Below are 24,991 nucleotides of genomic sequence, written 5' to 3'. Positions count from 1 at the left end.
CTACTTAACTAGATTACCACAAATCAAGTTTTTACGCTAAAATTAACCGCCAAATTTGGTATATTAGAAGCATGAAAAAACGACAATTCTTTCTCTCGCCACTGGCATTAAGTTTTTGGCTCCCAGCTTTGATCATGTTAAGTTACTATGCTTATCGTGGCATGGCACCATTTGGTCAAAACTCCATCTTAACAGTTGATTTAGGGCAGCAATACATCGATCAGTTTGCCGCGTTTAAAACGGCCTTTTTGGCCCATCCAAGCAGCTTCTTCTACTCGTTTAGTAATGCGTTAGGCGGCGACATGCTTGGTGAATGGGCATATTATTTGATGAGCCCATTTAATCTTATTTTTCTCTTTGTCCCAAACATCAACCTCCCTGCTGCCATTTTAGGCGTCACTGTGCTAAAATTTGGCGCGGCTGGCTTGACCATGGCCTATTTAATCAAACGCCTCCAATTACAAAAAGGTTATTATACGACCCTATTTGCCGTCAACTATGCCCTGTCAGGCTGGTTTATTGCCAATGATTTAAACCTCTTATGGCTAGATGCTGCCATTTTACTGCCCCTAGTCATCCTCCAAATTGAACAGCTTTTTGTCCAAAATACTTGGTGGCGTTATGCCTTAATTTTAGGGGCAACGATTATTTGTAACTATTATATCGGCTACATGATCGCTATTTTTATCACTTTATATTTCGTCTGGCGGTTAACTTGGCCACAGCAAAGCCAACCACGCTGGCTGAGTGTGAAACAATTTGTTTACGGCAGCCTCACCGGCGGTGCCCTGAGCGCTTGGTTGTTGCTCCCAACGATTTATCAATTACGGATCGGCAAGTCACAGTATAATTCGCCATTTTCGTGGCGCTTTGATAATAACCCCCTGCAACTCCTGGCAAAATTAATCCCAGGAAGTTTTGATTTTAATCAAATGCAGACTGGCCAAGCTAATTTTTATGTTTCAGCCTTTATCTTGATAACTGTGGTCCCTTTTTTCACAACAAAATTGTGGCATTGGCGCGTAAAACTTGGTGGTTTGGGCATCCTTTGCTTTCTTTTATTAGCAACGACTTGGGCGCCACTGACGTTGTTCTTCCATGGTTTTCAGTACCCCGTATGGTATCCTTATCGATTCAGCTTTATCATCAGCTTTTTTTTGATTTATTTAGCAGCAATGGCATGGCACCCAAACTGGCAACCAAAATTACGGACAGTTTTGGGTTATCTGATCATGCTACTTGTGATTGTGGCATATACGACCAGTAAAGTACATCAACTGCCTGCGCTCGATCAACGCGCAATTGTTATCTTTGCCGGGCTATTTCTGATCACTTTGTCCCAATTTGTGTTGCAACAACATGATCGTTTCTGGTTACCTTTACTATTTGTGGTGACACTCGGCAGTCTCACCGTCAATGTTTATTTGACTTTGAATCACTTTTCTTACCTAACGAACACAGAATACCAAAACGCTATCAAGGCGCTTCAATCAGCAAATCAACCGCTCAAAAAAGATCCCAGCTGGCATCGTGTTGCGCAAACCTTTCAACGAACGCGCGGTGATGCCATGATGCTCGATTATTACGGTGGTTCGCACTTTAGTTCCGCGATGCCAAAAGCTACGCCAACTTTCTTCGGCAATTTTGGCCAACCAGATGGCGATAACTACGTTGCCTACACGAATGGCAGTTTGCTTTCAGATGCAATGCTTGGGATGAAGTATTTGATCACCCCAAACCCCAAAAGCAAGGAACAAGCTGGTGAGCCGAAAACGCTGTTGGTCGGTCACCGGCCTGATACTGCAAATTATCATTTAAATACAACGACGCCAACGACAATGGTCTGGCAAAATCCCTATGCCCTGCCAGTTGCTTTTGCTGCCAACCCAGCAGCATTATCCACCCAATTTTTGACCAACAACCCTTTGGAAAACCAAGCGAATTTATGGCAGGCACTCACAGGGGCGAACGTCTCACCGTTACAGGTCGCAAATTTTGACCAAGCCGTTGGGCATCATGTGACTACCCCAAAAACCATTACGAACGCTGTCATTGCAAAAACGCAATCAAATCGGCCAGCCAGCTTAGACCTTCACTTTACGCCCAAAACTAACGATAGTTATTACCTCACCATTGGCAGTGGGTTACAAATTAAAGATTTTGATTTATTGATTAATGGCCAAATTATTAAACAATTTAGTACCTATCGCCATACGATTGTGATTAATCTCGCTTCGCAGGTAAAAGATCAACCTCAAGTGGTGACGCTGCGATTCAAGCAAGCTAACGCGCTGGTCTTAAATAATGTCACGTTGTACCATATCAATCAAACAGCTTTTCAGCAACAAGCTAAACAACTTGCAACACATCCAATTCACATCACACACCGAAATGAACGCCAACTCACTGGTACAATTACCACAACAACGCAGCAGTCTCTAATCATGACATCCATTCCAAATGCACCAGGTTGGCATGTCACGCTTGACGGGCGCAACATCACACCAATGACTGTCGGTGACTACCTCATTGCTGTAAAAACCACCCCAGGTCAGCATACAATCAGTTGGCGCTACACCCCACCGCTGTTCTGGTTGGGCGTCGTTATTTCCAGTCTGGCACTAGCCGGTGTTTTATTCGCATTTATCCGTCAAAAAAAGCTTGCAAGTTCATAGGCCACATGATATGCTCGTTTTGCTTATTATTTGCGATAAACCCGCAAAATCGAAAGGAAATCATTATATGTCAGAAGAAAAAGTATTTCCAATGACAGCTGAAGGTCGTGAAAAGCTCCAAGCTGAATTGGAAGATCTCATCTCAAACCAACGTCCTGAAATTACAAATCGTATCCAAATTGCCCGCTCATACGGTGATTTGTCTGAAAACTCTGAATACCAGTCAGCTAAAGACGAACAAGCCTTTGTTGAAGGCCGCATCTTGACATTAAAGAAAATGATTGAAAACGCTGAAATCATTGACCCTAATGCCACGGCAGCTGACGAAGTTTCTTTGGGTAAGACCGTGACGTTCAAAGAATTACCTGATGAAGAACCAGAAACTTATGTGATTGTTGGTTCAACGGAATCTGATCCACTTGCTGGTAAAATTTCAAATGAATCTGCAATGGCTGTTGCATTACTAGGTAAAAAGGTTGGCAACAAAGTTTCTGTGCCATTACCAAGTGGTGATAGCATCGATGTTGAAATTCTAAAAGTTGAAAAGTAAGACGTTGCAAAAAGCCTGATACACTTCATGTATCAGGCTTTTTTGCTATAAAAAAACCAGATTGCTCTGGTTTAATCGATTATGCGAATTGGTTAATGTTACCAATAATAATGGCACCGACAACCACAAGGATTGTCCCAATGATGATCAACTTCATTTGATAACTTGACTTCTTTTCACCAAGTAAGTAAATACCACCAAATGTGGCAACGATAATACCCAATTGTGAGAATGTTGTGGCAATAGTTTGTCCTACAGCAGGATTTGCAGCTGAGATGAACATGAAGATGTTACCTGTTGCCCAAACCAAACCAGTCAAAATATTCTTCCAAGTTGGCTTTTCAAACATCTTGTCTGCTTCTTTCAAAACAAAGATGACAATCAAGAAAGCACCAATCACTTGACCAATGGCTTGTGGACCAACGATTGCTGTCATATAGTCAACGCCATTGTTCTTCGCCTTAATGGCATCTGAAATGTAGCCAATTTTGTTCAAGAAGTTGGGCAAAACAAAGTAGAACATGTAGCCAACCGTTGAAATGACCAAGTAAATCAAACCCTTAGTCATACTCTTCGCATCTGCTTGGCCAGAAATACCAGAGTTCAACGCCTTATCACGGGCTGAAATTAACGTGGCACCGATGACAACGGCAACGATTGAAATAATGCCAATTGCCCACATCTTACCAGTCTTCCAGTCGCCCAAAACCACAGCGGCCATCAACGCGTTAGTAACAATTTGACCCGCTGTAGACAACGGAATCGCCAATGAGACACCAAGGTCCTTAATGGCTAGGAATTGGCCGGCTGTTCCGACAGCCCAAACAAGGCCTGAAACAATCCCTACTGTCCAAATTTGTGAGCCAAGGTAGGCGTGATTTGGCATCACGTAGAAGAACATTGTCGCTAATCCAAAGATTAACGCACCAAAGGTCATGCCCAGTGTTTGTTGACCAGCTGAGCCGCCCATTTTGGTATTCACAAGGCCAACTGAACCCCATGCTAGTGCTGGTACAAGTGCCAACAGAATTGCTGCATTCATTTATAAATCGCTCCTTATATTGATCATGTGTGCTAACATGATTTGTTTACTAGAACTATTTTACACGAATGAAAACGTTTACACAACCCTTTTCTCGTATTTTTGTAAACGTTTTCATTCACAATCATTGTTTTTCAATCGTTTCATATAGAATTATCATAAATCCATCTTTTTAATCGTTGTTAAAACAATACCATACTGACTTTTATGATATAACCGCCATAAATTTGATCAATGACTAAAAGAAAAAGCGACCAAATAATTGGTCGCTTTTCTTACTGATCATAGCGCTGTAAGTGCCATGTTTCAATCAAGTTAACTAGGAGTTTTGTATAATTTACATCCGTTGCATAGTGATCATCATACAAAGCTTTAGCAGCTGATTTGTAATCCTTTGCATTCAGAACATCCTTAAATTGTGTTGGGTTCCAAGTATTCCCGTTAACTAAGGTTTCCGCGTGCTCTTTCATACTGTCTTTCCAACTGCTATAGACCGCAAAGCGGGCTTGTTGTGTTTGTGGCTTGCCATCCACGTATTCTGTGGTATCTAAGACCACCGAATTTCCCGGCGTGGTGTCTTGTGTTTTCACACCATAGAAATTGTTGTATTTCGATGACAGCTTTGAATTATCCCAGTTGGATTCGTGCGCGGCTTGTGCAATCGAGATTGAGGCCAAAATGCCATATTTTTTCGCTAGTTCTTGTGCGTAAGGCGCAATTTTTTGAATGAAGGCTAGCCGGCGCTCAAATTCAGCTTTCCCAGAAGTAGCCACCAAGGCCATCACATTAGGGGTGGCCATGCCGTTGGCTCGAAGCGTCTTATAGTAAGGTTGCATCGTCTTATCTGACGTTTGTAACAAGACCTCGACAATCGCCTTGGCTGTCTTGGCCTGACGAAGATCAAAGGCTTGCGGATAAACGTAATCTAAGAGCACCGCCTGCTTTGTGCTTGACTGCTTGATGCCGCGCAACAAGTCAGGATATTTCTTGTACATCTGATCGATCAACTGTTTATCATTGAGCGCTGACAGGATATCTTGGGCTGATACCGACTTCACCTGATCCGCTAGATTCACTGCAACTTGATCTGGTGTTTGTCCAACAGTGACATACCCATATCCTTTAGGCAACTGAGGTTCTGATGTGGGGCCTGCCGCCATTTGATTGAAAATTAATTGCATCGTTTGTGATGGCGATAAGTGATAAGTACCCGCTTGGAGCTTTTCAGCACCCTGGGACATGGCATATTTATAAAATACCTGCCCGTTGGTAATGACTTTTTTCTTTTCTAACGTTTGACCCATTTGCAGGGCTGTTGATCCTTCTGGAATCTTCACGGTTATAAACGTGGTATCTTTTGGATTAAGCGCAGCATATTTATCAGTTAACAGGGCTTTCGCCCCAAACACAACACCTAGTAGCACCAATGCGATGACGAGCATCGTTAAAATCCGTTTGAATGGCCCGCGTTTTTTAGGACCGCGGCCATTGCCAAAAGCCTCATTAAATGGATTCTTGGGATCATATGGCGCATTATTTTGCGCTGCGTCTAGCGCCTCAGCAGCTTGAATTTCATGCTGGTGCCGTTCTTTTCTAGATTCCATAATTCACCTTCTAAAAATTATCTTAAAAATGAAAGCGGCTAGTATGCAGATATACTAGCCGACCCGTTATATTTTATCATATTTTCCCATCATGAAAGATTAAGAGCACATTACTTAAATCGCTCAACATCTCGCGCAATCATGAGTTCTTCATTGGTTGGCACAAGGAGGGCCTTTACTCGGGAATTTTGGTCAGAAATTTCAATTTCTTGCCCACGTGTCTGGTTTGCGGTTGCATCTAGTGTCACCCCAAAATAAGCCAGTTTATCAATAATCATTTGGCGGATGGGTGCTGAGTTTTCACCAATACCTGCGGTAAATACTAAGGCATCCACGCCCCCCATTTCGGCAATATATTGTCCAATGTACTTCACAATGCGATTAACAAAGACCTTGACTGCCAGACGGGCATGGTCGTTTGTCTCACTCACTTCTAACAAATCACGCATATCAGAAGAAATCGTTGATAAGCCTAACAGGCCAGACTTCTTATTTAAGATTGTCAACATCTCCTCATTTGACAACCCCTCATGCTCTTGAATGTAGTAAATCAATGACGGATCAACATCCCCAGAACGCGTCGCCATTGCCACACCCGCAAGTGGGGTGAAGCCCATCGATGTGTCTAATGACTTGCCATCTTTCACGGCAGTGATGGAAGCCCCGGCGCCTAAGTGCAAGGTAATCAGCTTCAAATCAGCCAATGGTTGGCCCAACATTTCTGCTGCTCGGCCAGCAACATACCGATGCGACGTACCATGGGCACCATATTTTCTCGCACCATAACGCGTATAGTATTCGTATGGTAAGGCATAAAGATAATTTTCTTCAGGCATCGTTTGGTGGAATGAGGTATCAAATACAGCAACCGAAATCGCATCTGGTAGCAATTTTTGAAAGGCGCGAATCCCCATCGCATTGGCTGGATTATGCAGTGGTGCATAGTCAGCTAAACGGTCAATTTTTTCTAACACTGACTTCGTGACCAAAACAGAATGGTTAAACCATTCTCCACCCGCAACCACACGGTGCCCCACGCCGGTAATCTCACTAAAGTCAGCAATAATACCGAGGTCTGTCAATTTTTGCAACATAAAATTAATGGCTTGTTGATGATCTTTGATTGGTAAGACATTTTCATACTTATGCATCTGGCCATCTTGTGAGACGGTCACGTTGCTACCATCGGCCGACTGATCTGCCAAGTGTGTGCCTTGGTTCGTTTCGACGCCGTACTTGATAGTCACGATGGCATCATCCATGCCAATGCGTTCGATTACTCCTTGAGCCATTACTTGTTCTGCTGGCATGTCCAACAATTGAAATTTCAATGAAGAACTACCTGCGTTTACAGCCATTGTTTTAGCCATGATTAAATTTTTACCTGTCTTTCTTAAACGTGTACTGATTCGTGACAGGCTTAAAATATCAGGTTTGTTGGTGTTGGCGACATCAACACCCAAATATTTAGTGCATCGTCATCGTATCAGGTTCAGTTTTGCTCTTTATCCAGTGTAACCCAAGCTTTAATATCTTGCAAAAATTTTTTCAATCCATCAATGTCTTTTAATGGCGGATACTGCCCCATCAGCACTTCCCCTTGTTGCCCTACGCCATGTTTGCGTAACACAAGCATTGCTTTTGCTGCGCGCGCATCTTTAAAGAAAGCAGCCGGTAATTGCAAAAAAGCCTTTAATTGTGCTTGATGAGTCAAAAATTTCAATAAACTTTTTGCTTGCTCGCCTGTCATAACATTGGCCGGGACAATTAAATAAACCCAACCATCATCCGTGACAAAATCGAGGCTTTTTTCAATTAGCAATTGATGTACAAATGAACGGCCTGTCGTGGCTTGCGTGTCATACTTTTCAGACGGTTGCAAAGGATAGTAACCCACTGGCAAATCAGCAATGACGGCCTTAGCTTTGGGCGCTTCGGTGATGGCGACCACGTCTTCTTGGTAGAAAGTTGTGGTGCCTTGGTGCAATAATTGGTCGACTGCTGTTGCCAAAGCGAGTTGTGACTCATCGTTATCAATGCCCACACGCTGAATGTCAAGTCCATTCATTTTTAAGACATCATTCACTGTATAGAGCAAATTACCTGCGCCAACAGTCATGTCTAACACGGTGTCACCTGTCTTAAGTTGCGCTGTTTGCATCAAAAAATCAGCCAATAAATAACCAATCCCGTCAGGTGTAATTTGATGGTTTGCTTGCGTTTTATCATCACGGTTGGCTTTTAAAATTGCCAATTGCAACGTTTTCCGCAAATCTGATGTGGCCATGTGCTGCCAATCTAATTGCGCAATTAAGGTCTGTATTTGCTCTGCAACAGCGGGCGTTGGCTTGCCTGCTACGTATTGCACCTGGCCACTTGCGAGGTCTTCAAGCACCTCAGTGAGTGCTGATGTCAAACTCATCGCAGTATCTTGTGCTAAAGCTTGTGAACGCGTTGTTAACGCATCGAAATATTGTGCGATTTTATCTTGTGTCATAGCCTTATTTTAGCGTGTTTTCATGCGGTTTTCAAGGTGCCGGATGGTGCAAAGATCTGGTGTAACCTGTCTTGCCAATACGGATCGTGAGCTGATCTTCGCACACTGAAATGCGTCGTTGATCCAACGTGAAGACCGCTTGATGCGTTTGCTCATAATGTAAACTCGCTTTAAACTGTAATTTATCGAGTTCAGCTAATCGAATCATCTGTCGCTGCGTTTGTAATCTGGCATTCAACACGACATTTTGTAACAGTATTAACCCACCTAAAAACCCTAAAATGACCAGCGCAGATCCAAAAACCGCCCCTGGTTGTTGGATCAGTTTATGGGGCACGCGGCAAATACAGCGCTTCGGTTGCTCGTTGTTTGTTTTCGCCCAGTACTTCAAGTTGCAGATAAGCCTCATGATCTTGCACATCAAAATCTTGCACCTCCGGGATTAAAATAATTTGTCCTGCGCCCTCGCCCGATAATTGCAGTCGCCGTTTTACCACCTCAAGCGTCATGTTTTTACCATCATGACTCTTTAATTGCAATTGATGGGGTGAAACCGCCACGCGGGTATACTTTTGTGCAGTCAATTGGTAAGTGACTGCCCGTAATGAAGCATCTAGTGGCATCGGGGCCTGTGTCCGAAAACTTGGCAACACACATTGTATTGTTGCAAAAACTAAGCCTAAGACACCTAATGCAATCAGCGCTTCTAACAGCGTAAACGCTTGAACCTTATTTTTGAGCATAAGCATGCCAGGCTTTCATCGCGTCAAGACTGTCTTGTTTCATTGCATCATATTGTCGACTTAACTTTTGTTCTTGTTGCTTAAACTGACTTAATTGTTCATACTCTAGCACCAGCATGCCACTTAGTAAGCTTAACGTTATCAACGCTTCGCCAAGTAGAAATGCTGGTTTACGTTTGGACAATGCGATAGGCCCCACCTCCTAAACTAAAAATGATTTTAATGGTATGCATCTGCTGTGTGAGTATGACGGTTGTCGGTGCGACATAGCCCGTTGCTAAAACTCGAATTTTTTGTGGTTTTTGATTCAGATAGCCCCTAGGATAAGCGAGTTTTTGCCCATTAAAACTGATCCTCGTTGCTTGAAAATCGACGACCGCCACCTGCTGACGCGTTTGTGCCGTTAATCGTACTTGTTGCCACCGTGCATCAAATGAGGCTGTCCAACGCGTTACACTCACTTTTGGTGCATTAACAGTCGTCCCAATGAATAGCATGCCCGCAACCAGCCCGAGGACAATCAGCGATTCAAGCAGTGTATACCCCCTACTGGTGTGCTTCATTGTTACTAATTGTAATTTTGAGTTCTTTGGCTTTTTGGACTTGACGGTTGGATAAATAACCAGAATTCACAAGGTCTGTGTAAGTCACCGGGTTGGTATCAGGATGATCGTTAATGTATAAATCAACTTGCGTCTGGATGGTTGAAACCATGGCTGTCGCATGCGTTGTCACTGCCTTTTTTCTTTGGGTATTCAAATTCGGCAAAATGAGTAACATGAGTAGACTAATGATGAACAAGACGATGGCTGTTTCAATGAGTGTGAAACCTCGCTGGGTGCGTTTAAAAAATTTCATTGGTATAACCCTCCAATTGTCTGATACATTGGCAGTAGCATTGATAAGTAGACGGCAATGATGGCTAGGCCAATGATGCCAAAAAGGAGCGGCTGCAATGTGCCAATTAAGCGGTTCGTCCGCTGCATAACCTGTTGTAATTGATTTTTTGCATAGTACGCCAAGTAACCGGCTAGTACCTGAGGTTCGTGACCACGCGAAAAGTAGCCGGCTAACGCACGATTATAATAAGGTTGTTTCAAAATGTAATCCGACAATGTTTGACCTGTTTTCAGCCATCGGCGTGCATCTTCTGCTAAAACCACAGCAAGATGTTTATTTTTTGCCGCACGTACGTCACACATTTCTTCGATAATTTCAGGCACTGTTAAACCATTCGCCAATAAGGTGGCTAATTGTTGCGCCACTTGATAGGTCACAATGGCTTTAACAATAGGCCCAATCCACCATAAATGCGCTAATATGACGAGTCGACGCTGTGCTAACATTTGGCGCCACCGTAAAATACCTAAGCCAATCAAACCAATCAAAATACCAATGATCAGATAAAACGTCTCACTTGTCTGGCTTGTCGTGTTGTCAGGCGCTCCCTGCCATTGCTGCAAAATTGGGTATAAGAAGCACTTCATCCCCACCAGCATGACGAACAGTAAACAAATTAAAACCAGTGGGTATTGCAACACCTGCTTTATCTTTTGCTGTTGTTGCTGAATCTGTGCTAAATTTTGCCCAATTTCAACTAGGGTTTGCGATAAGTTACCGTGCTGATCGGCTAATTTTATCTGTAATAAAATCGGCCGACTAACATCATGGTCTAAAATAATATTGAGTGGGATTCCTTGATTTAACCCATGTTTTACTCGGGTCAACCAAGTCACCCAACGCTCATGTGCCGCCGCTAGAATATCCAAACTTTGCGCAATACTATAACCAGATTGCAACAATTCCCCAAGTTCCTGAAAAAATACCACTTGATCTTGTCGTTTAAAGGTCGGTGAACGTCTGGTAAACATCGTTTGCAATTTGCTTGGTCGCCAATGCATGTGCCAGCACCTCCTGCCATTCTTGCGAAAATTTAGGCCATTGCTCGCCATGCAAAATTCGGCCGATAACATCTGCTGATAAATGATCCACAATGGCCGCCTGCGTCGCAGCCGTCGTCATCACTAAACGCTGATAGGCCACCCCTGTTAAAGCCACTGCAAGTTGTGCGCTATCAACCCCTAAATCAAGTAAACGTAAGACCACATCACGTGCCGACATGGCATGAATCGTACTTAGAACTAGGTGCCCACTTAAAGCTGCTTTAATGGCCGCTTCTGCTGTCAACTTATCTCTGATTTCCCCCACCAATAAAATTTCTGGGCGATGACGCAAAGCTACTTTAATCAATTCATCATAATGAATACCCGCCTCGTCATTAACTTGTAGTTGCACGAATTGCGGTTGATGAATTTCAACCGGATCTTCAATCGTCAATACGAGCTTATGCTCAGCTAATTGAGTTAATAATTGGTACAACGTCGTCGTCTTGCCAGAACCTGTTGGCCCAGACATCAAGAAGAGACCAGCGCTTGGCATCTCATGATAAAGTTGGTCAAATTGGCTCGGATCAAGCCAGTTTTGATCACCGCTTGCTTGATAAATAAGCCGTAAAACCAACGTTTCACGGTTTAAAAAATCACCAACCGTTGACACGCGAATCCATGTATCCTGATGGACGAATCGCCCAAGCTGTGGCCGACGACGTTCAGAAATATTCATTTTTGCCCGGTATTTTACCGCTGAAATCATTTGTTGTGCCGCTGCATTGGTCAACGTCAAATAACGTGATGACCGCCCATCAATATGAAATTTCACAACATAGTGCGTGTCAGTATGTGGTAACACATAAATGTCGTTGGCATGGCACCCAATCGCATCCTCTAAAATCGTATTCATTTGGCTCCCTCAGTCTATCGAGATGATACGGCATGATTGTTTTTTCCTCACAAAAAAAACACGCAAACGCGTGTTGAGTATTTTAAATTTTATTCACCTAAACGAGCACGGAATGCCTTGGTCTCTGCTTCATAACCAGGCTTACCTAACAAGGCAAACATCGCTGTCTTGTAGGCTTCCACACCTGGTTGGTTGAATGGGTTGATACCAAACGTATAGCCTGAAGCCCCCACAGCCATTTCAAAGAAGTAAATCATATAACCTAATGTATAGGCATCTTGGGCTGGCAAATGCACCGCTAAGTTAGGCACGCCACCATCAACGTGGGCTAGGGTCACGCCTTGTGAGGCCTTCGTATTCACTTCATCAATTGTAATCCCTTCAAGATATTGCAAGCCGTCATTATTGTCTGCCTCATGTGGTAAGTCCAAGTTTGAGACCGGATTGTCAAGCTTAACAACCGTTTCAAACAAATCACGACGACCTTCTTGAATATATTGGCCAAGTGAGTGTAAATCAGTGGAATAGTTAGCTGAAGATGGGTAAATGCCCTTTTGGTTTTTACCTTCTGATTCGCCCATCAATTGCTTCCACCACTCTGACAGATACTGCATCGAAGGTTCCCAGTTAATTAATAGTTCTGTTGTGTAGCCCTTATCGTACAAAATGCGCCGTGCTGCCGCATACTTATACGCTTCATTCTTAGTCAAGTCAGCATCTGAATATTCAACTTGAGCATCTTTAGCTCCTGCCATCAACGCAGCAATATCAGCCCCACTAGCAGCGATTGGCAACAAGCCAACAGCTGTTAACACTGAGAAACGACCACCAACGCCATCCGGAATGGTAAACGTTTCATAACCAGCAGCAGCGGCTTCATCGTGAAGCGCACCGCGATTGGCATCAGTTGTAGCATAGATACGTTGCTTAGCTGCGGCTTCGCCGTATTTCTTTTCCAGCAATTGCTTAAAGACACGGAAAGCAATCGAAGGTTCAGTGGTTGTACCTGATTTAGAAATCACGTTCACAGAGAAGTCTTGATCCCCAATAACACGCACCAAATCATTCAAATACGATGCTGAGGTAGAATTACCAGCGAAGTAAATTTTAACACCTTGGCGTTGATCATCTGACAATTCATTATTAAACATCGGATTCAAGAAATCCACTGCCATTTTGGCACCAAGGTATGACCCACCGATACCAATCACGACAAGAATTTTTGAATCACTTTGGATACGCTTGGCAGCTGCCTGAATTCGGGCGAACTCTGCTTGATCATAATCCGTTGGTAAGGTGAGCCAATCAGAGTATTGGGCCCCCACACCTGTCCGGTTGCGTAGTTGTTGATCGGCCATTGTAATTAATGGTTGCATTTCCAAAAATTCATGTTCGGCCACGAAGTTTTCAATGTTCTTTGTATCAAAAGTAATGTGTGCCATAGCGTTAGCCAAGCGTCCCCACGTTGAATCAGGTGGTGGCGCGTTTCCTCCTTAAAATTTGTTAAGCGCTTACAATTTTATTCTATCACAATTTTGATGCGGCTGCGTCATCAATAATGATGGTCACATCTGGATGTGTTTGCAAAACAGATGCTGGGACATCAGTCGTCACTGGCCCATTCACTGTGGCAGCGACCGCGGTGGCCTTTTCTTCGCCAAACGCCATCAAAAGAATCTTTTTGGCTGACATCACCGAAGCGATGCCCATTGAAATGGCTTGGGTCGGCACAGCCGCTGGCTCATCAAAGAAGCGCGCGTTAGCCGCAATGGTCGACGGCGTTAAATTCACAAGATGCGTCGTCGCGTCAAATGGGGTCCCTGGTTCATTAAAACCAATGTGGCCATTTCGGCCAAGGCCTAATAACTGGATATCAATTGGATTTTGTGCCAGTATTTTGTCATATGCCCGTGCTGCCTGTTGGCCATCTGAACTTGCGCCATCGGGGATAAAAGTTTGCTTAAAGGGCTTTTGATTAAATAAATGTTGTTGCATAAAGTAATGGTAACTTTGCGGATCTTGGCTGGTCAAACCCAGATATTCATCCAAATTGACCGCCGTGATGTTTGAAAAATCTAACGCACTGGCCACAAAATGATCATATAATGCAATCGGCGTGGCACCCGTGGCTAAGCCCATGACTTTTATACCTTGCGCCAACGCCGTTTCATAGATTTCAAAAGCGCGTTGTGCGCCAGCACTTGCATCACTTACTTGAATAATTCGCATAATAGCCTCCTTATTGGTCTATACCGATTTGGTCTATACCAATATAATAACACACTTTTTTGCATTTGAAAATAGCAAAAAAGACAGACCTAATGGTCTGTCTTTTTAGTCACTGTTAACCGTTTGTTTTAATGGTAGCGTCACAATAAAGGTTGTCAGGTCATCATCTGAAGTCGCTCGCACCCGACCATGATGTTGATTAACAATCCCCTTGACGATAGCTAAGCCTAAACCAGTGCCACCAGTCTGGCTGTTACGTGAGCTTTCGACACGATAAAAACGGTCAAAAATGTCGGTTAAGGCGGCACTAGGAATTTTAATCCCATCATTAATCACGCGAATTTCCACTTCATCGGCTTTCACTTGCGCAGTCAACTTAATAAAAGTAGCCCCTTCACCATATTTAAACGCATTACTCATTAAATTCATCAACGCGCGGGCAAGTTTATCCGAATCGGCTTCGATGACAATTAATTCAGGATCTACAATCTGTGTCAGTGCCAGATGATGTTCATGGGCCTCGATTTCATAACTGGCAATTAATTGCGCAAATAAATCACCTAGGCTCAACGTCGTCATATTCAACACCGCATCATGGGCTTGGGTTTTCGAGAATTCAAACAAATCTTCGACAAGCACCTTCATTTGGTTGGACTTGCTGTAAGCAGTGTGAATATACTTGGCACGATCAGCCGCACTTAATTGCGTGCCATTCATTTCAACCAGGCCTAAATATCCAATGATTGCCGTCAGTGGGGTGCGTAAATCGTGTGAAATATTGGTAATCATTTCATCTTTTGAACGCTCACTCTCCCGTTCTTCTTCACGAATCGCTTGCGTGTGCTTAGAAATGGTATTGGTCACATCAATTAGGGCCTGCGTTTGCGGGGCATACATCGCTTGCCAGTCAATTTGCATGTCTGAATTATCATTTGCAATGGTCTGCATATCATGAATGAGACGCGTCAAACTCTCAGCTTGACGTAAACGCACATACTGCCAAATCACAATAATACCATCACCGATGACCAACACTGAAATCACGCCCCACTGCCAAAGACTTGGTAGCGATTGTAAGCGCCCCAAGGCCATCGTAGCGGCTGAATACACCGACCAACTAAAAAGCAGTAGCAACAAAGTTGTCACCACCGCATAATAAATTTTTGTGCGATTGTGCTTTAAAAACAACGCCAATTTTTTCATTAGTTTACTTCAATTTTGTAGCCAACGCCCCAAACAGTTTGGATGACTTGATCGCCACTTGTTGCCTCTTCAATTTTATCACGCAAATGTGAGACGTGGACCATCACTGTTTTCGCTGACACGACTGATTCTTGTTGCCAAACCCGTTCAAAAATATCATCTGCTGAGAACACACGATTAGGATGCGAAGCCAAAAGATATAAAATGCCAAATTCCAGCGCCGTTAAATTCACCAAATCACCATCAGATGTCTTCACTTCATGACTATCTTTATTGATGACCAGTGAGCCAATATCCAAAACATCTGGTGTTTGGTCCTGAACAGCATTTTCAGCACGACGTAAAAGTGACCGCACGCGCGCCATGACTTCCAACGGGTTAAATGGTTTTGTCACATAATCATCTGCTCCAGTGATCAAGCCTTGAATTTTATCCATGTCGCCTGATTTGGCAGATAACATCAAGATAGGGATGCGGCTATCTTTACGCACAGTCTTAACCACTTCCAAACCGTTCATGTTTGGCATCATGACATCCAAAATCATCAAGGCAATATCTGGGTTCGTATTGAGCTTTGAGAGCGCTTCTTTGCCATCGGTTGCCATGATGGGTTCGTAGCCTTCATTTTTGAGATAAATTTCAAGTAATTCAGCAATTTCAATATCATCGTCGACAACTAAAATCTTCATCTTCGGCTCCTTTTATTTCTTTGCTTGGCTAGATTCTAAACGGGCTTGCTGTGACAATTGGCTAATAGCCAAGAACCCGCCACCTTGTAGGCCAGCTTGTTGTCGGTTCCAACGGAAGACGCCATACGCAGCGACTGCCACAATAAGATAGGCCAGCGGTGGCAACGTTGGGTTGATGATTGGTGGTAACAAGCCCAAGACAATGAAACCAACAATCCACGCGACTAAGGCAAGCCCAAGATATAGCCAACGACGTGATTTAGGTTCTGCCTGCGTTGCTTTTGGGTCAGGGGTTAACTTCAACACCACCGCAGTATAAATTGAACCCCCAAGGGCTGCAATCAATAGTAGTGAGACAATGCCTGCACCTTGACCTGTGGCTTGCTTTGAAAAAAAGAGTGTTAAACCAAAGACCCCAGCAAACAACATCAAAATTGCCATTGACGTATCCAATGCGAGTTGCCAGAATTTGTAATCATGTAGTTTCTTATTGGACTTTTTGGGATCAAGATATTGTGCCACAGCTTGGGTCGGCGTGCCAAAAAGCTGTGCTGCCGTGGTCCCTGTCCCTTGCGCCGTTAAAAGCTTAGTCGTCACTTCGTCTGTGGCGGCTTCAATTTGTTCTGCGGACAACTGACTGTTTTGAGCTAACAATTTCTTAAAATGAAAAATAAAGTCTTCATTCTTTTTGGTTAATTGGTGTTTTACTTCTGCCATTTTTTGCTTCCTCCAGCAATATGTACACGGCTCCTGCCGCTTAACAGACTATGTGTCCAGGCCATGCTTACACGTTAAATCTAAATTCGATAATGTCGCCATCGTTGACAACGTACTCTTTACCTTCTGAACGCAACTTTCCCGCTTCTTTCACTGCCTTAACGGAACCCAACTGATCCAAATCAGCAAAAGCAATGGTTTCGGCACGAATGAACCCACGCTCAAAGTCTGAATGAATCACACCCGCTGTTTGTGGTGCTTTCATCCCCGCCTTAAATGTCCAGGCCCGTGTTTCTTTACCACCCGCAGTAAAGAATGTCCGCAAGTCCAACAAATGATACGCTGCGCGAATCAACTTGTTCAAGCCAGGTTCCGTGACCCCGGCCATTTCCAAGAATTCCGCCTTGTCTTCGTCCGCTAATTGCGCAATTTCTTCTTCCGCACTAGCTGACAAGCCAATCACATCAGCACCTTCCGTCGCAGCAAAGGCTTTAATCTCATTAAAGTACTTTGAGCTTTCTGGATCCGCCATGTCGTCTTCTGCTAAGTTGGCCACATATAAAACGGGTTTAGTGGTCAACAAGAACAAACCCTTGACAATCTTTTGTTCATCTTCGTTAAAGGTGATTGAACGGACAGATTTTCCCGCTTCCAAGACCGGCTTAATCTTTTCCAAAACGGCAAATTCCGCTTTGGCATCTTTATCGGCACCCTTTGCTGCACGTGCCACTTTGGCATAACGCTTATCAACTGTTTCCAAATCGGCCAAAATTAATTCCGTATTAATCGTGTCAATGTCATCTAACGGGTTAACCACGCCATTAACATGAATAATGTCATCCCCATCAAAGGCCCGCACCACGTGCACAATCGCGTTCACTTGGCGAATATTTTCCAAGAACTTATTGCCCAAGCCTTCACCTTGTGACGCCCCCTTGACAATCCCGGCAATGTCGGTAAATTCAAAGGTTGTTGGAATAATTTTGTCGGCAGGCACGAGTTCTTGAATCCGCGCTAAACGATCATCTGGGACTTCGACCATCCCCACGTTGGGTTCAATTGTGGCAAAGGGATAGTTGGCCATTTCAGCCCCAGCTTTGGTAATTGCATTAAAAAGTGTTGATTTGCCGACGTTTGGTAAGCCGACGATTCCAGCAGTAAGTGCCATGTTTTAGTATGTGACAAAAATTGCGCTCAGGCGCAATTTTTGGAGCACGTTTCCTTTCTTAATCAAACCAATTACGACTCAGCATCTGCTGAACGTAAAATTTTCTTGAGCCGCTTATTGAAATCAAAACGCGACATCATGATTCCACGACCACATTGCGTGCAGCTTAACTTAATATCGGCCCCAACACGCGTAATTTGCCATGCATTGGCCCCGCAAGCATGCGGCTTTTTCATTTCAACAATATCGTTTAAGTTGTAGTCCAATGGTAACACCATCTTACTCGACCTCAATCTCTAACAAATCTAAGATACGACTCAAATCATCATTTGAGACATAATTAATCTCAATTTTACCCTGACCCTTGGCCCCAGCATTCACTTTGACTTTCGTCCCAAATTTTTCTTCTAATTGTGAAGCAATCGCCGTGACGTACGGTGATACCACTTTTTGCGGCTTTTCGGTCTCACCAGCATTCATCTGCTTGACCAAAGCTTCTACTTGACGAACACTTAACTGGCGCGTCACCACCAAAGCGGCAACCTTTTCAATTTGTCGCGCGGACTTTAAGCCTAAAATAGCACGGGCATGTCCCATCGTCAGCTCGCCAGCTTGCACAAGATTTTGTACCGCTGTTGGCAATTTCAACAATCGCACGGCATTGGCCACAGTTGTCCGTTCTTTACCCACTTTTTCAGCCAGTTGAGCTTGCGTCAATTGCAGTTGAGCCATCAACGCTTGATAAGCTTGTGCTTCTTCGATAGCATCCAAATCATCTCGCTGCAAGTTCTCAATAAGAGCCACTGCGGCCATTGTGTCATCATCAACTGTCCGCACAATCGCACTAATTGTCGTTAGTCCGGCCAATTTTGAGGCACGCACCCGCCGTTCACCCGCAATAATTTGGTATTGTTGACCTGCACGGCGGACGATAATCGGCGTTAAAACCCCAGAAGACTGAATCGACTTTGCCAGTTCATTTAGCTTTTCTTCATCGAAATGATGGCGTGGTTGAAATGGGTTAGCAACAATCTGGTCTAACAACAATTTTTCAACCTGTTCTGTGTCACGTGCCTTTTTTGTCACTGACTTTGTATGCTCTAAGGCTTCCTCTGTCACATTGTTTGCATTAAACAAGCCACCTAGCCCTTTACCAAGCCCACCTTTTTTAGTTGCCATATTGCTTCAAGACCTCCTGTGCCAATTCTGTATAGACTTGTGCACCAACTGAACGTGGATCAAAATCAATAATTGCTTGGCCATAAGATGGCGCTTCACTCAATCGTACTGTGCGCGGAATCACTGTGTCATACACCTTGTCCCCAAAGTACTGGCGTACTTCTTCAGCGACTTGTTTGGCCAAATTCGTCCGACCATCATACATGGTCAACAGAATGCCTGCGATATCTAATTCGGCGTTAAACTGTTGTCGTACCAACTCAATCGTATTTAATAATTGGCCCAAACCTTCTAGCGCATAAAATTCTGTTTGTACGGGGATCAAAATCGCATCAGCTGCTGTGAAGGCGTTAACTGTTAGTAAGCCTAAAGCCGGTGGATTATCAATTAAAATAAAATCATAGTCATCATTGACTGTGGCTAACGCCGTCTTTAAACGATACTCGCGTGCATCTTTATCGGCTAGTTCGATTTCCGCGCCGGAAAGTTGGATCGTTGCCGGCACCAAGTCATAATTGTCTGTTGGCACAATCACATCACGCAAAGCCACATTGTCCACAATGACATCATAACTATCGCGTTCAAGTTCAGATTTATCAATGCCAGACCCACTCGTGGCATTGCCTTGCGCATCGATATCTACAAGTAAGACACGTTGTCCTGCTTGCGCCAAGGCTGCCCCCAGGTTAACACTGGTCGTTGTTTTACCGACGCCACCTTTTTGGTTGGCTAATGCAATTATTTGTGCCATTTGGTTTTGACGTCCTTTCTGTTACCACACATCTGTGCGTGTTCTATTGGCACGCAAAGGCGCCAGAGTAGTCTTTCCAAGCTTATCCAATCGGCTTTTTACTTGGGGTACCCGCTTGTCTTGGATACTTTTTTGGTGTTTTTTTAGTTTTTGCGACAATTTGTACAAAACGTGTATCGCCGTTTGGCAAAGTAAATTCGTAAGCGTCACGCAACTGCCCGCCCAATGTGGCTAAGGCTTGCTGGCCATCTGCTAATTCTTGTTCGGCAGCAGCCCCTTTCATGACGAGAAATTCGCCCCCAATTTTGACAAAAGGTAGCGTATATTCTGCCAAGACACTCGTTCTCGCCACGGCACGCGCGGTCGCAAAGTCAAACTGTTCACGATACTTTGGGTCTTGACCGATATCTTCCGCCCGACCATGCACAATCGTCACGCCTGACAAACCCAAGGTTGTGACAACTTCTTGCAAGAAGTTAACACGCTTTTTAAGGGCGTCAACCATTGTGATGTTTAAATTCGGGTAGGCAATTTTAAGTGGTAATGATGGGAACCCAGCCCCTGTCCCAACATCAATCAATGTCCCGTGCGAATCTTGTAAGGCTGTCTCATACTGCGCCACAGTCAAGGAATCATAGAAATGTTTTAAGTAAACATCATTTTTTTCCGTAATGGCCGTGAGGTTGACATGTTCATTGGTAGCCACCAAGAGGGCATAGTATTGTTCAAATTGCTGAATCTGTTTTTCGGTTAATGTCATACCAGCGTTTTTCAAGGCTGAAATAAACTCATCGACTGTCAATTTCTTACTCCATTTTCAAGTTTTTGCAGCACGAAAAGCGCCAATTACAACTAATACTAGAATACCTGAAAAAAGCCTAATTTTCAAGCTTACCGGGGGCTATCGCCGCGTCTTGAATTTTGGCAATTTCTAATAAAAACCACGCATTAAACGCCGCTGCATCAATCGCAGTTGCAACATGAATATTTGTCTGTTGATGCGTTTTGGCATGAATATCAGCAACGGTCGCACCAATGGCCGGTCCAGTGGTCACAACGTCCACCCAATAATCCTTAATTGTGTACTTTTCTGGTGACAATAAATAAAATAGCGTGTTCACATCATGCATCGGCTTGCCCGCTTGCATAGACCCATCACCATAAGCTCGAAACAACCCGGTCAGCATCTCACCCGTCAAATTCATCTGCGACAAGGTCACCATGGATTCTGCCGTTAACAAGGCTTTCAGCGTTACATCTAGGCCAATCATCGTAATATCTAGCCCACTTTCAAAAACAATTTTGGCCGCATCGGGATCTGTAAAGACATTAAATTCAGCTACAGAAGTCATGTTGCCACCCGATAGACTACCGCCCATCACCACAACGCGGTCAATCTTAGCTTGCACTTCAGGGTAATGTTGCAAGAGCATGGCTAAATTCGTGTAGGCTCCCACTGCCACCACCGTTAACTTCTCTTGACTTGCTAACAATGTGTCACGCATTGCTTCAACCGCTGGTTTTTGAATGATTTGTGTCGTTGGCTCAGCAAAATCATATCCGGCCATGCCGCTTGCGCCATGGATATTTGCAGCATCTTGATAGGGTTTAATTAACGGTTTCTCGGCACCGCGTGCCACGGCAACATCAGCACGTTGAAAGAAATGTGTTAATTTCAACACATTTTTGGTTGTTTTTGCCACAGACACGTTACCGGCAACGGTGGTAATAAGCCGCACGTCAAAACGCGGATCTGTGAGTAAAACCGATATTGCGGCCGCATCATCTATCCCTGGATCGGTATCTAAAATTACTGGTATGCTATTTGTCATCTGTCCTGAACGTGGTTGCCACGCTTTACCTCCATCTTCTGTTGTTACCCCCATTATAACAAAATCCCCTCCGAGCAAAGGCCTTGATTTTTACCCAACGAGGTTGTAAACTGTAGTCAATCTAGGAAAGGGGGTCATAACTTTTGAGTCATGCAACACAGTATCGCTCAATCGTTTTGGCCGCTTAAAGGAAAAGCGGTCAATTTGATTGCAGCAGCCGTGCCACCAAACATTTGGTTAGGCACGGCCTTTTTTATCCTAAAAAAAGCACAAGTTGCCAAGGCAACTTGTGCTTTTCGTTTATTGACGCACGGCTGTTTTAAAATCAAGTGGGACACCCACAGCATGGTGATAGAAACCAGAAATCTGTGGATTGACCAGCTCAGGTTGCGCTTGATAATAAAGCGGGTTGAGCAAGGCCTGTTCATGGATAATTTTCTCCATGCCTTGTTCGTCAACTGCGCGTTGCGAATCATTTGTCGCGTCAACCCCGGTAGCCTTTGCCAATAAGGCATCGTAAGCTGGGGTACTATTGTGGTTATAGTTGTTAGGATTGTCTGTCGCTGCCAAATCTAAGAAAGTCGTTGGTTCAGCATAATCGGCACCCCATTGTGTCAGCATAATTTGGAAATTTTTGTTCGTCCCATCTTGCAAACGCTGCTTAAACGGCACGAACTTTTCCGTCACCTTCAAGCCGGGTAATACCTTACTCCATTGGCCTTGCAAATAATTCACAACATCTTTGGCATTGGCCACACGATCCGTATCAGCTTCAATTTCCAGTGTGACCGACGTTGCACCAATTTCTGCCAACCCTGCTTTAAACAAGGCCTGGGCTTTGGTCGGATCATAGCTATAATCTTGCTTCGCATAAGTTGCAAAATCTTCACCATTGGCTTGACTTAAGCCTTTTGGCGTAAAGGTTGTGGCAGATGTTGACGTCCCAGACAAGACCTGAGCGTTTAACTCTGGCCGATTAGTTGCCAAATTCAACGCTTGTCGAATTTTATCATTGGTCAAAGCTTTCACACTGCCAGATTGGTTATAAGCTAAGTAGACCGTTGTCGCTTGAGGCGTTACGCGGTAGCCTTTATTCCCTTTATTCGCTTGGGCCAGTTGGGGTGTATTGACTAAAGCCGCATCTAATTTCCCAGTCTTATACATTTGAACGGCAACTTCAGGCTTTTGAATCACTTGGAAATCAATTTCTGGTGTCTTGACATGCTTGGCATCCCAATAATTATCATTTTTAACTAACTTAAATTCGTTATTCGTCCCTTGCCAACCTTCAAATTTGTAAGGCCCATTGTAAAGCGACTTAGCAGACGTCGTCGCAAATCCTTTCCCCTGCTTAGTCACAAACTTTTCCTGTTGCGGGAAGAAAGTCGGGAAAGTCAGCAAACTTTCAAATTGTGGCATTGGCTTTTCTAATGTGACCGTCAAAACATTACCTTTAGCGGTGATGCCGAGTGTTTTTTTATCCGCTTGCCCAGCTTGAATTTTGTCAGCATTTTTAATGCCACTGTACAGATAGGCATATTCAGACTTCGTGGCAGGATCGTTAGCACGCTGCCAACCATAAACAAAATCTGCTGCTGTCAGCTTTGACCCATCTGACCACTTTAAATTAGGGCGTAACGTAATGGTCCATGTTTTACCATCTGCTGACGCTTTGACTGATTGCGCTTGGGCAGGTTGTGGTGTGCCGTTCTTATCGGCGCGCATCAACCCTTCCCCTGCATTACCAGCAATATCCATCGAATACTCATCCGTGATTGTTGCTGTGTCCAACCCATTTAATGGCGTCGGTAGTGAAAAATGTAACACCTGATGATTGCCGCCTTGTGAGTTACCCCAAAGTCCTGCTGCCCGTGTACCAACTAACGCGACGACGACCACTGCGCCACCAGCCGCATATTTTTGCCAATTCTTCATTTGCTTCACCCATTATTATTTTTGATAAATCTCATTATAATCTCATGATATAATAATTTCAAGTGTTTATATTATTATCTTTGACGTGAATTTACATCGAACACGCTTTTAAAAATGATATTACGATTTGAATATGAGACCACTTTATTAAAATGTTACTTTTAGGAAGCAAAAAAATAGGCGTGTCAAATTTTATATGTTATATTATATATCTAACAAATTTTAACACTAAGGGTATTGAAGATATGACTGGACTGGAATACAATATTAGCACTGAATGGAGTCGCGACGTTTACGGCCAAGCGACAGGAGATACGGCATTAGAGCATGTCCCTGCACGTGTTCAGCAGCTTTGGGAGGACTTCCGACACGCCCATCATCTCCCTAACGATGCACAAATAGTTGAATTTGACCGAATTTTGACTGATTTTCAGACAAATGAATGGTCTGCATAAAAACAGCCGCTTGACGAAACGTCAAGCGGCTGTTTTTTAATCACCAAAGGCGTGATAAAGTAACTGTTCATAATGCTGATAAAGCACTGCGTAGCGATTCATGCCACCTTTTTCCCAAGGTTTTGGTCGGCCACAAAAATGCAAAATTACTGTATTTTTAATCACCCATTGCATATCGACCTCGCCAAGACTTTTAGCAAAGTGGACGATGTTATCGCGGGTATCATAATTCCAAATCTCTTCAGGTAACGGCAAAATTTCCTCCCCGTATAAGAAATTTAAAATATCTTGGTCGGGTAAAATTAATTCTTTGCCCCGTTTCGTAATGACATCCAAAATATCTGTTAAGTGGATACGCGCTCGCATTTTGTCAAGATCCATCAACATCACACCTGAATTAAAATAAGCCTGTTTCGTGCCTAAACGCACGTGATTAATCGTTTGCGTAATGCCGGTCAATCCCATATGACTTGCCGCAGCCATCATATGTGTGTTTAATGGTAAATCATATAACGGTTTAATGGGGTTAATGACCAAAATATCTGGATCAAGATAGATGACCCGTTTGAGCGTTGCTGGTAAATAGGCGCCACAAAGTAGGCGGAAATACATTTCTGGTGGGTATTGTTTGAACGTTGGCGCAGCATCCCATAACGTCATGTCAACTTTTATCACATGTAATGTAAACCCCAACTGCGCAACAAAATTAGCCAGTGCCGATAATGCTTCATCCGTAATGCCAGCATGCAACAACCAAATATCAAAAGCCTGCTGACGATTGTTTTGTTGAAGTGAAAATAACAGTACTTTTAACGGTTTAATGTAGTTAGCATCTACCGTCACTAGAACATTGATTGACTCTCCCGTGAGGCGATTTTGTCCCAAATTATCTCTATTCATAACTTATATTATACACAATTTTA

Annotated in this window: 27 protein-coding genes; 3 read left to right on the top strand and 24 right to left on the bottom strand. The window is 43.8% G+C overall.

The genetic code is table 11. The features are described from left to right. Nucleotides 1-71 precede the first annotated feature (71 nt). Together HF966_RS06950 and greA are read left to right on the top strand one after the other, a co-directional pair. Nucleotides 72-2,675, top strand: a complete 2,604-nt coding sequence (locus HF966_RS06950; protein WP_168677398.1) for a YfhO family protein — start codon at nucleotides 72-74, stop codon at nucleotides 2,673-2,675. A 67-nt stretch (nucleotides 2,676-2,742) separates the two neighbouring features. Next, nucleotides 2,743-3,225 (top strand): transcription elongation factor GreA, encoded by a 483-nt coding sequence (gene greA / locus HF966_RS06945; protein WP_168677396.1) that lies wholly within the window; start codon nucleotides 2,743-2,745, stop codon nucleotides 3,223-3,225. Nucleotides 3,226-3,304: 79 nt separating this feature from the next. On the opposite strand, the gene HF966_RS06940 is transcribed toward greA, so the two are convergent. From HF966_RS06940 to HF966_RS06830, 23 genes are all read right to left on the bottom strand, one after another. Continuing rightward, on the bottom strand, nucleotides 3,305-4,267 hold the full coding sequence (locus HF966_RS06940; protein WP_168677394.1) for a GRP family sugar transporter: 963 nt from the start codon (nucleotides 4,265-4,267) through the stop codon (nucleotides 3,305-3,307). Between the two features lie 275 nt (nucleotides 4,268-4,542). Beyond that, nucleotides 4,543-5,871, bottom strand: coding sequence for an endolytic transglycosylase MltG (locus HF966_RS06935; protein WP_168677392.1), 1,329 nt, complete (start codon nucleotides 5,869-5,871; stop codon nucleotides 4,543-4,545). Between the two features lie 110 nt (nucleotides 5,872-5,981). After that, nucleotides 5,982-7,241, bottom strand: a complete 1,260-nt coding sequence (locus tag HF966_RS06930) for an acetate/propionate family kinase (RefSeq protein ID WP_168677390.1) — start codon at nucleotides 7,239-7,241, stop codon at nucleotides 5,982-5,984. Nucleotides 7,242-7,363: 122 nt separating this feature from the next. After that, on the bottom strand, nucleotides 7,364-8,368 hold the full coding sequence (locus tag HF966_RS06925) for a class I SAM-dependent methyltransferase (protein WP_168677388.1): 1,005 nt from the start codon (nucleotides 8,366-8,368) through the stop codon (nucleotides 7,364-7,366). 31 nt (nucleotides 8,369-8,399) lie between these two features. Next, nucleotides 8,400-8,705, bottom strand: coding sequence for a hypothetical protein (locus HF966_RS06920; RefSeq protein WP_168677386.1), 306 nt, complete (start codon nucleotides 8,703-8,705; stop codon nucleotides 8,400-8,402). Further along, a complete protein-coding gene (locus tag HF966_RS06915; protein WP_168677380.1) occupies nucleotides 8,695-9,117 on the bottom strand; it encodes a prepilin-type N-terminal cleavage/methylation domain-containing protein in 423 nt (140 codons plus the stop codon). The genes HF966_RS06920 and HF966_RS06915 overlap by 11 nt, the downstream gene beginning before the upstream one ends. Beyond that, entirely contained in the window at nucleotides 9,098-9,295 is a 198-nt protein-coding gene (locus tag HF966_RS06910; RefSeq protein ID WP_168677379.1) for a hypothetical protein, read from the bottom strand. The genes HF966_RS06915 and HF966_RS06910 overlap by 20 nt, the downstream gene beginning before the upstream one ends. Then, nucleotides 9,282-9,674 carry a DUF2268 domain-containing protein gene (locus HF966_RS06905; protein ID WP_168677378.1) on the bottom strand — a complete coding sequence of 131 codons (393 nt, stop codon included), beginning with the start codon at nucleotides 9,672-9,674 and terminating at the stop codon, nucleotides 9,282-9,284. The genes HF966_RS06910 and HF966_RS06905 overlap by 14 nt, the downstream gene beginning before the upstream one ends. After that, a complete protein-coding gene (locus tag HF966_RS06900; RefSeq protein ID WP_168677377.1) occupies nucleotides 9,658-9,969 on the bottom strand; it encodes a competence type IV pilus major pilin ComGC in 312 nt (103 codons plus the stop codon). Before HF966_RS06900 ends, HF966_RS06905 begins: the two co-directional genes overlap by 17 nt. Continuing rightward, nucleotides 9,966-11,012 (bottom strand): type II secretion system F family protein, encoded by a 1,047-nt coding sequence (locus HF966_RS06895; RefSeq protein WP_246586695.1) that lies wholly within the window; start codon nucleotides 11,010-11,012, stop codon nucleotides 9,966-9,968. Before HF966_RS06895 ends, HF966_RS06900 begins: the two co-directional genes overlap by 4 nt. Further along, nucleotides 10,954-11,910 (bottom strand): competence type IV pilus ATPase ComGA, encoded by a 957-nt coding sequence (gene comGA, locus HF966_RS06890; RefSeq protein ID WP_168677376.1) that lies wholly within the window; start codon nucleotides 11,908-11,910, stop codon nucleotides 10,954-10,956. Before comGA ends, HF966_RS06895 begins: the two co-directional genes overlap by 59 nt. A gap of 89 nt (nucleotides 11,911-11,999) precedes the next feature. Then, complete coding sequence (locus HF966_RS06885; protein ID WP_168677375.1) at nucleotides 12,000-13,352, bottom strand: glucose-6-phosphate isomerase; 1,353 nt, start codon at nucleotides 13,350-13,352, stop codon at nucleotides 12,000-12,002. 85 nt (nucleotides 13,353-13,437) lie between these two features. Then, nucleotides 13,438-14,139 (bottom strand): glucosamine-6-phosphate deaminase, encoded by a 702-nt coding sequence (locus tag HF966_RS06880; protein ID WP_168677374.1) that lies wholly within the window; start codon nucleotides 14,137-14,139, stop codon nucleotides 13,438-13,440. Nucleotides 14,140-14,244: 105 nt separating this feature from the next. Beyond that, complete coding sequence (locus tag HF966_RS06875) at nucleotides 14,245-15,342, bottom strand: sensor histidine kinase (RefSeq protein WP_168677373.1); 1,098 nt, start codon at nucleotides 15,340-15,342, stop codon at nucleotides 14,245-14,247. Next, entirely contained in the window at nucleotides 15,342-16,031 is a 690-nt protein-coding gene (locus tag HF966_RS06870; RefSeq protein WP_168677372.1) for a response regulator transcription factor, read from the bottom strand. Before HF966_RS06870 ends, HF966_RS06875 begins: the two co-directional genes overlap by 1 nt. A gap of 12 nt (nucleotides 16,032-16,043) precedes the next feature. Then, a complete protein-coding gene (locus tag HF966_RS06865) occupies nucleotides 16,044-16,748 on the bottom strand; it encodes a DUF1129 domain-containing protein (RefSeq protein WP_168677371.1) in 705 nt (234 codons plus the stop codon). A 67-nt stretch (nucleotides 16,749-16,815) separates the two neighbouring features. Then, entirely contained in the window at nucleotides 16,816-17,916 is a 1,101-nt protein-coding gene (gene ychF / locus HF966_RS06860) for a redox-regulated ATPase YchF (protein ID WP_168677370.1), read from the bottom strand. A 71-nt stretch (nucleotides 17,917-17,987) separates the two neighbouring features. Beyond that, on the bottom strand, nucleotides 17,988-18,194 hold the full coding sequence (locus tag HF966_RS06855) for a DUF951 domain-containing protein (protein ID WP_168677368.1): 207 nt from the start codon (nucleotides 18,192-18,194) through the stop codon (nucleotides 17,988-17,990). Between the two features lies 1 nt (nucleotide 18,195). Next, nucleotides 18,196-19,095 (bottom strand): ParB/RepB/Spo0J family partition protein, encoded by a 900-nt coding sequence (locus HF966_RS06850; RefSeq protein ID WP_168677367.1) that lies wholly within the window; start codon nucleotides 19,093-19,095, stop codon nucleotides 18,196-18,198. Next, a complete protein-coding gene (locus tag HF966_RS06845; protein ID WP_168677366.1) occupies nucleotides 19,085-19,846 on the bottom strand; it encodes a ParA family protein in 762 nt (253 codons plus the stop codon). Before HF966_RS06845 ends, HF966_RS06850 begins: the two co-directional genes overlap by 11 nt. Nucleotides 19,847-19,928: 82 nt before the next feature. Beyond that, nucleotides 19,929-20,648: a 16S rRNA (guanine(527)-N(7))-methyltransferase RsmG gene (gene rsmG / locus HF966_RS06840; protein ID WP_168677365.1), complete on the bottom strand. Its 720-nt coding sequence runs from the start codon at nucleotides 20,646-20,648 to the stop codon at nucleotides 19,929-19,931. Nucleotides 20,649-20,724: 76 nt separating this feature from the next. Then, nucleotides 20,725-21,678: a ribonucleoside hydrolase RihC gene (rihC, locus tag HF966_RS06835; RefSeq protein WP_168677450.1), complete on the bottom strand. Its 954-nt coding sequence runs from the start codon at nucleotides 21,676-21,678 to the stop codon at nucleotides 20,725-20,727. A gap of 300 nt (nucleotides 21,679-21,978) precedes the next feature. Then, nucleotides 21,979-23,613 carry a peptide ABC transporter substrate-binding protein gene (locus HF966_RS06830; RefSeq protein ID WP_168677363.1) on the bottom strand — a complete coding sequence of 545 codons (1,635 nt, stop codon included), beginning with the start codon at nucleotides 23,611-23,613 and terminating at the stop codon, nucleotides 21,979-21,981. A 245-nt stretch (nucleotides 23,614-23,858) separates the two neighbouring features. On the opposite strand from HF966_RS06830, the gene HF966_RS06825 reads away from it, so the two are divergent. Continuing rightward, a complete protein-coding gene (locus HF966_RS06825; RefSeq protein ID WP_168677362.1) occupies nucleotides 23,859-24,068 on the top strand; it encodes a hypothetical protein in 210 nt (69 codons plus the stop codon). A 36-nt stretch (nucleotides 24,069-24,104) separates the two neighbouring features. Here HF966_RS06825 and HF966_RS06820 read toward each other — a convergent pair whose 3' ends face one another. Then, nucleotides 24,105-24,968: a glycosyltransferase family 8 protein gene (locus HF966_RS06820; protein ID WP_168677361.1), complete on the bottom strand. Its 864-nt coding sequence runs from the start codon at nucleotides 24,966-24,968 to the stop codon at nucleotides 24,105-24,107. Between the last annotated feature and the right edge of the window lie 23 nt (nucleotides 24,969-24,991).

This window comes from Leuconostoc holzapfelii, from assembly GCF_012396485.1.
GTDB classification, from domain to species: domain Bacteria; phylum Bacillota; class Bacilli; order Lactobacillales; family Lactobacillaceae; genus Leuconostoc; species Leuconostoc holzapfelii.
The sequence above is the reverse complement of the archived record's forward strand: the minus strand, read 5'-3'. Positions and strand labels throughout refer to the sequence as shown.

What these genes read in the sequence shown, in the direction of transcription:
- HF966_RS06900 (WP_168677377.1), bottom strand. Translation starts at nt 9,969, where the DNA reads ATGAAATTTTTTAAACGCACCCAGCGAGGTTTCACACTCATTGAAACA.
- HF966_RS06930 (WP_168677390.1), bottom strand. Translation starts at nt 7,241, where the DNA reads ATGGCTAAAACAATGGCTGTAAACGCAGGTAGTTCTTCATTGAAATTT.
- HF966_RS06830 (WP_168677363.1), bottom strand. Translation starts at nt 23,613, where the DNA reads ATGAAGAATTGGCAAAAATATGCGGCTGGTGGCGCAGTGGTCGTCGTC.
- HF966_RS06865 (WP_168677371.1), bottom strand. Translation starts at nt 16,748, where the DNA reads ATGGCAGAAGTAAAACACCAATTAACCAAAAAGAATGAAGACTTTATT.
- HF966_RS06885 (WP_168677375.1), bottom strand. Translation starts at nt 13,352, where the DNA reads ATGGCACACATTACTTTTGATACAAAGAACATTGAAAACTTCGTGGCC.
- HF966_RS06875 (WP_168677373.1), bottom strand. Translation starts at nt 15,342, where the DNA reads ATGAAAAAATTGGCGTTGTTTTTAAAGCACAATCGCACAAAAATTTAT.
- HF966_RS06950 (WP_168677398.1), top strand. Translation starts at nt 72, where the DNA reads ATGAAAAAACGACAATTCTTTCTCTCGCCACTGGCATTAAGTTTTTGG.
- HF966_RS06905 (WP_168677378.1), bottom strand. Translation starts at nt 9,674, where the DNA reads ATGAAGCACACCAGTAGGGGGTATACACTGCTTGAATCGCTGATTGTC.
- HF966_RS06855 (WP_168677368.1), bottom strand. Translation starts at nt 18,194, where the DNA reads ATGGTGTTACCATTGGACTACAACTTAAACGATATTGTTGAAATGAAA.
- HF966_RS06870 (WP_168677372.1), bottom strand. Translation starts at nt 16,031, where the DNA reads ATGAAGATTTTAGTTGTCGACGATGATATTGAAATTGCTGAATTACTT.
- ychF (WP_168677370.1), bottom strand. Translation starts at nt 17,916, where the DNA reads ATGGCACTTACTGCTGGAATCGTCGGCTTACCAAACGTCGGCAAATCA.
- comGA (WP_168677376.1), bottom strand. Translation starts at nt 11,910, where the DNA reads ATGAATACGATTTTAGAGGATGCGATTGGGTGCCATGCCAACGACATT.
- HF966_RS06940 (WP_168677394.1), bottom strand. Translation starts at nt 4,267, where the DNA reads ATGAATGCAGCAATTCTGTTGGCACTTGTACCAGCACTAGCATGGGGT.
- HF966_RS06825 (WP_168677362.1), top strand. Translation starts at nt 23,859, where the DNA reads ATGACTGGACTGGAATACAATATTAGCACTGAATGGAGTCGCGACGTT.
- rihC (WP_168677450.1), bottom strand. Translation starts at nt 21,678, where the DNA reads ATGACAAATAGCATACCAGTAATTTTAGATACCGATCCAGGGATAGAT.
- HF966_RS06925 (WP_168677388.1), bottom strand. Translation starts at nt 8,368, where the DNA reads ATGACACAAGATAAAATCGCACAATATTTCGATGCGTTAACAACGCGT.
- HF966_RS06935 (WP_168677392.1), bottom strand. Translation starts at nt 5,871, where the DNA reads ATGGAATCTAGAAAAGAACGGCACCAGCATGAAATTCAAGCTGCTGAG.
- HF966_RS06820 (WP_168677361.1), bottom strand. Translation starts at nt 24,968, where the DNA reads ATGAATAGAGATAATTTGGGACAAAATCGCCTCACGGGAGAGTCAATC.
- HF966_RS06915 (WP_168677380.1), bottom strand. Translation starts at nt 9,117, where the DNA reads ATGCTTATGCTCAAAAATAAGGTTCAAGCGTTTACGCTGTTAGAAGCG.
- HF966_RS06850 (WP_168677367.1), bottom strand. Translation starts at nt 19,095, where the DNA reads ATGGCAACTAAAAAAGGTGGGCTTGGTAAAGGGCTAGGTGGCTTGTTT.
- HF966_RS06880 (WP_168677374.1), bottom strand. Translation starts at nt 14,139, where the DNA reads ATGCGAATTATTCAAGTAAGTGATGCAAGTGCTGGCGCACAACGCGCT.
- greA (WP_168677396.1), top strand. Translation starts at nt 2,743, where the DNA reads ATGTCAGAAGAAAAAGTATTTCCAATGACAGCTGAAGGTCGTGAAAAG.
- HF966_RS06895 (WP_246586695.1), bottom strand. Translation starts at nt 11,012, where the DNA reads ATGCATTGGCGACCAAGCAAATTGCAAACGATGTTTACCAGACGTTCA.
- HF966_RS06845 (WP_168677366.1), bottom strand. Translation starts at nt 19,846, where the DNA reads ATGGCACAAATAATTGCATTAGCCAACCAAAAAGGTGGCGTCGGTAAA.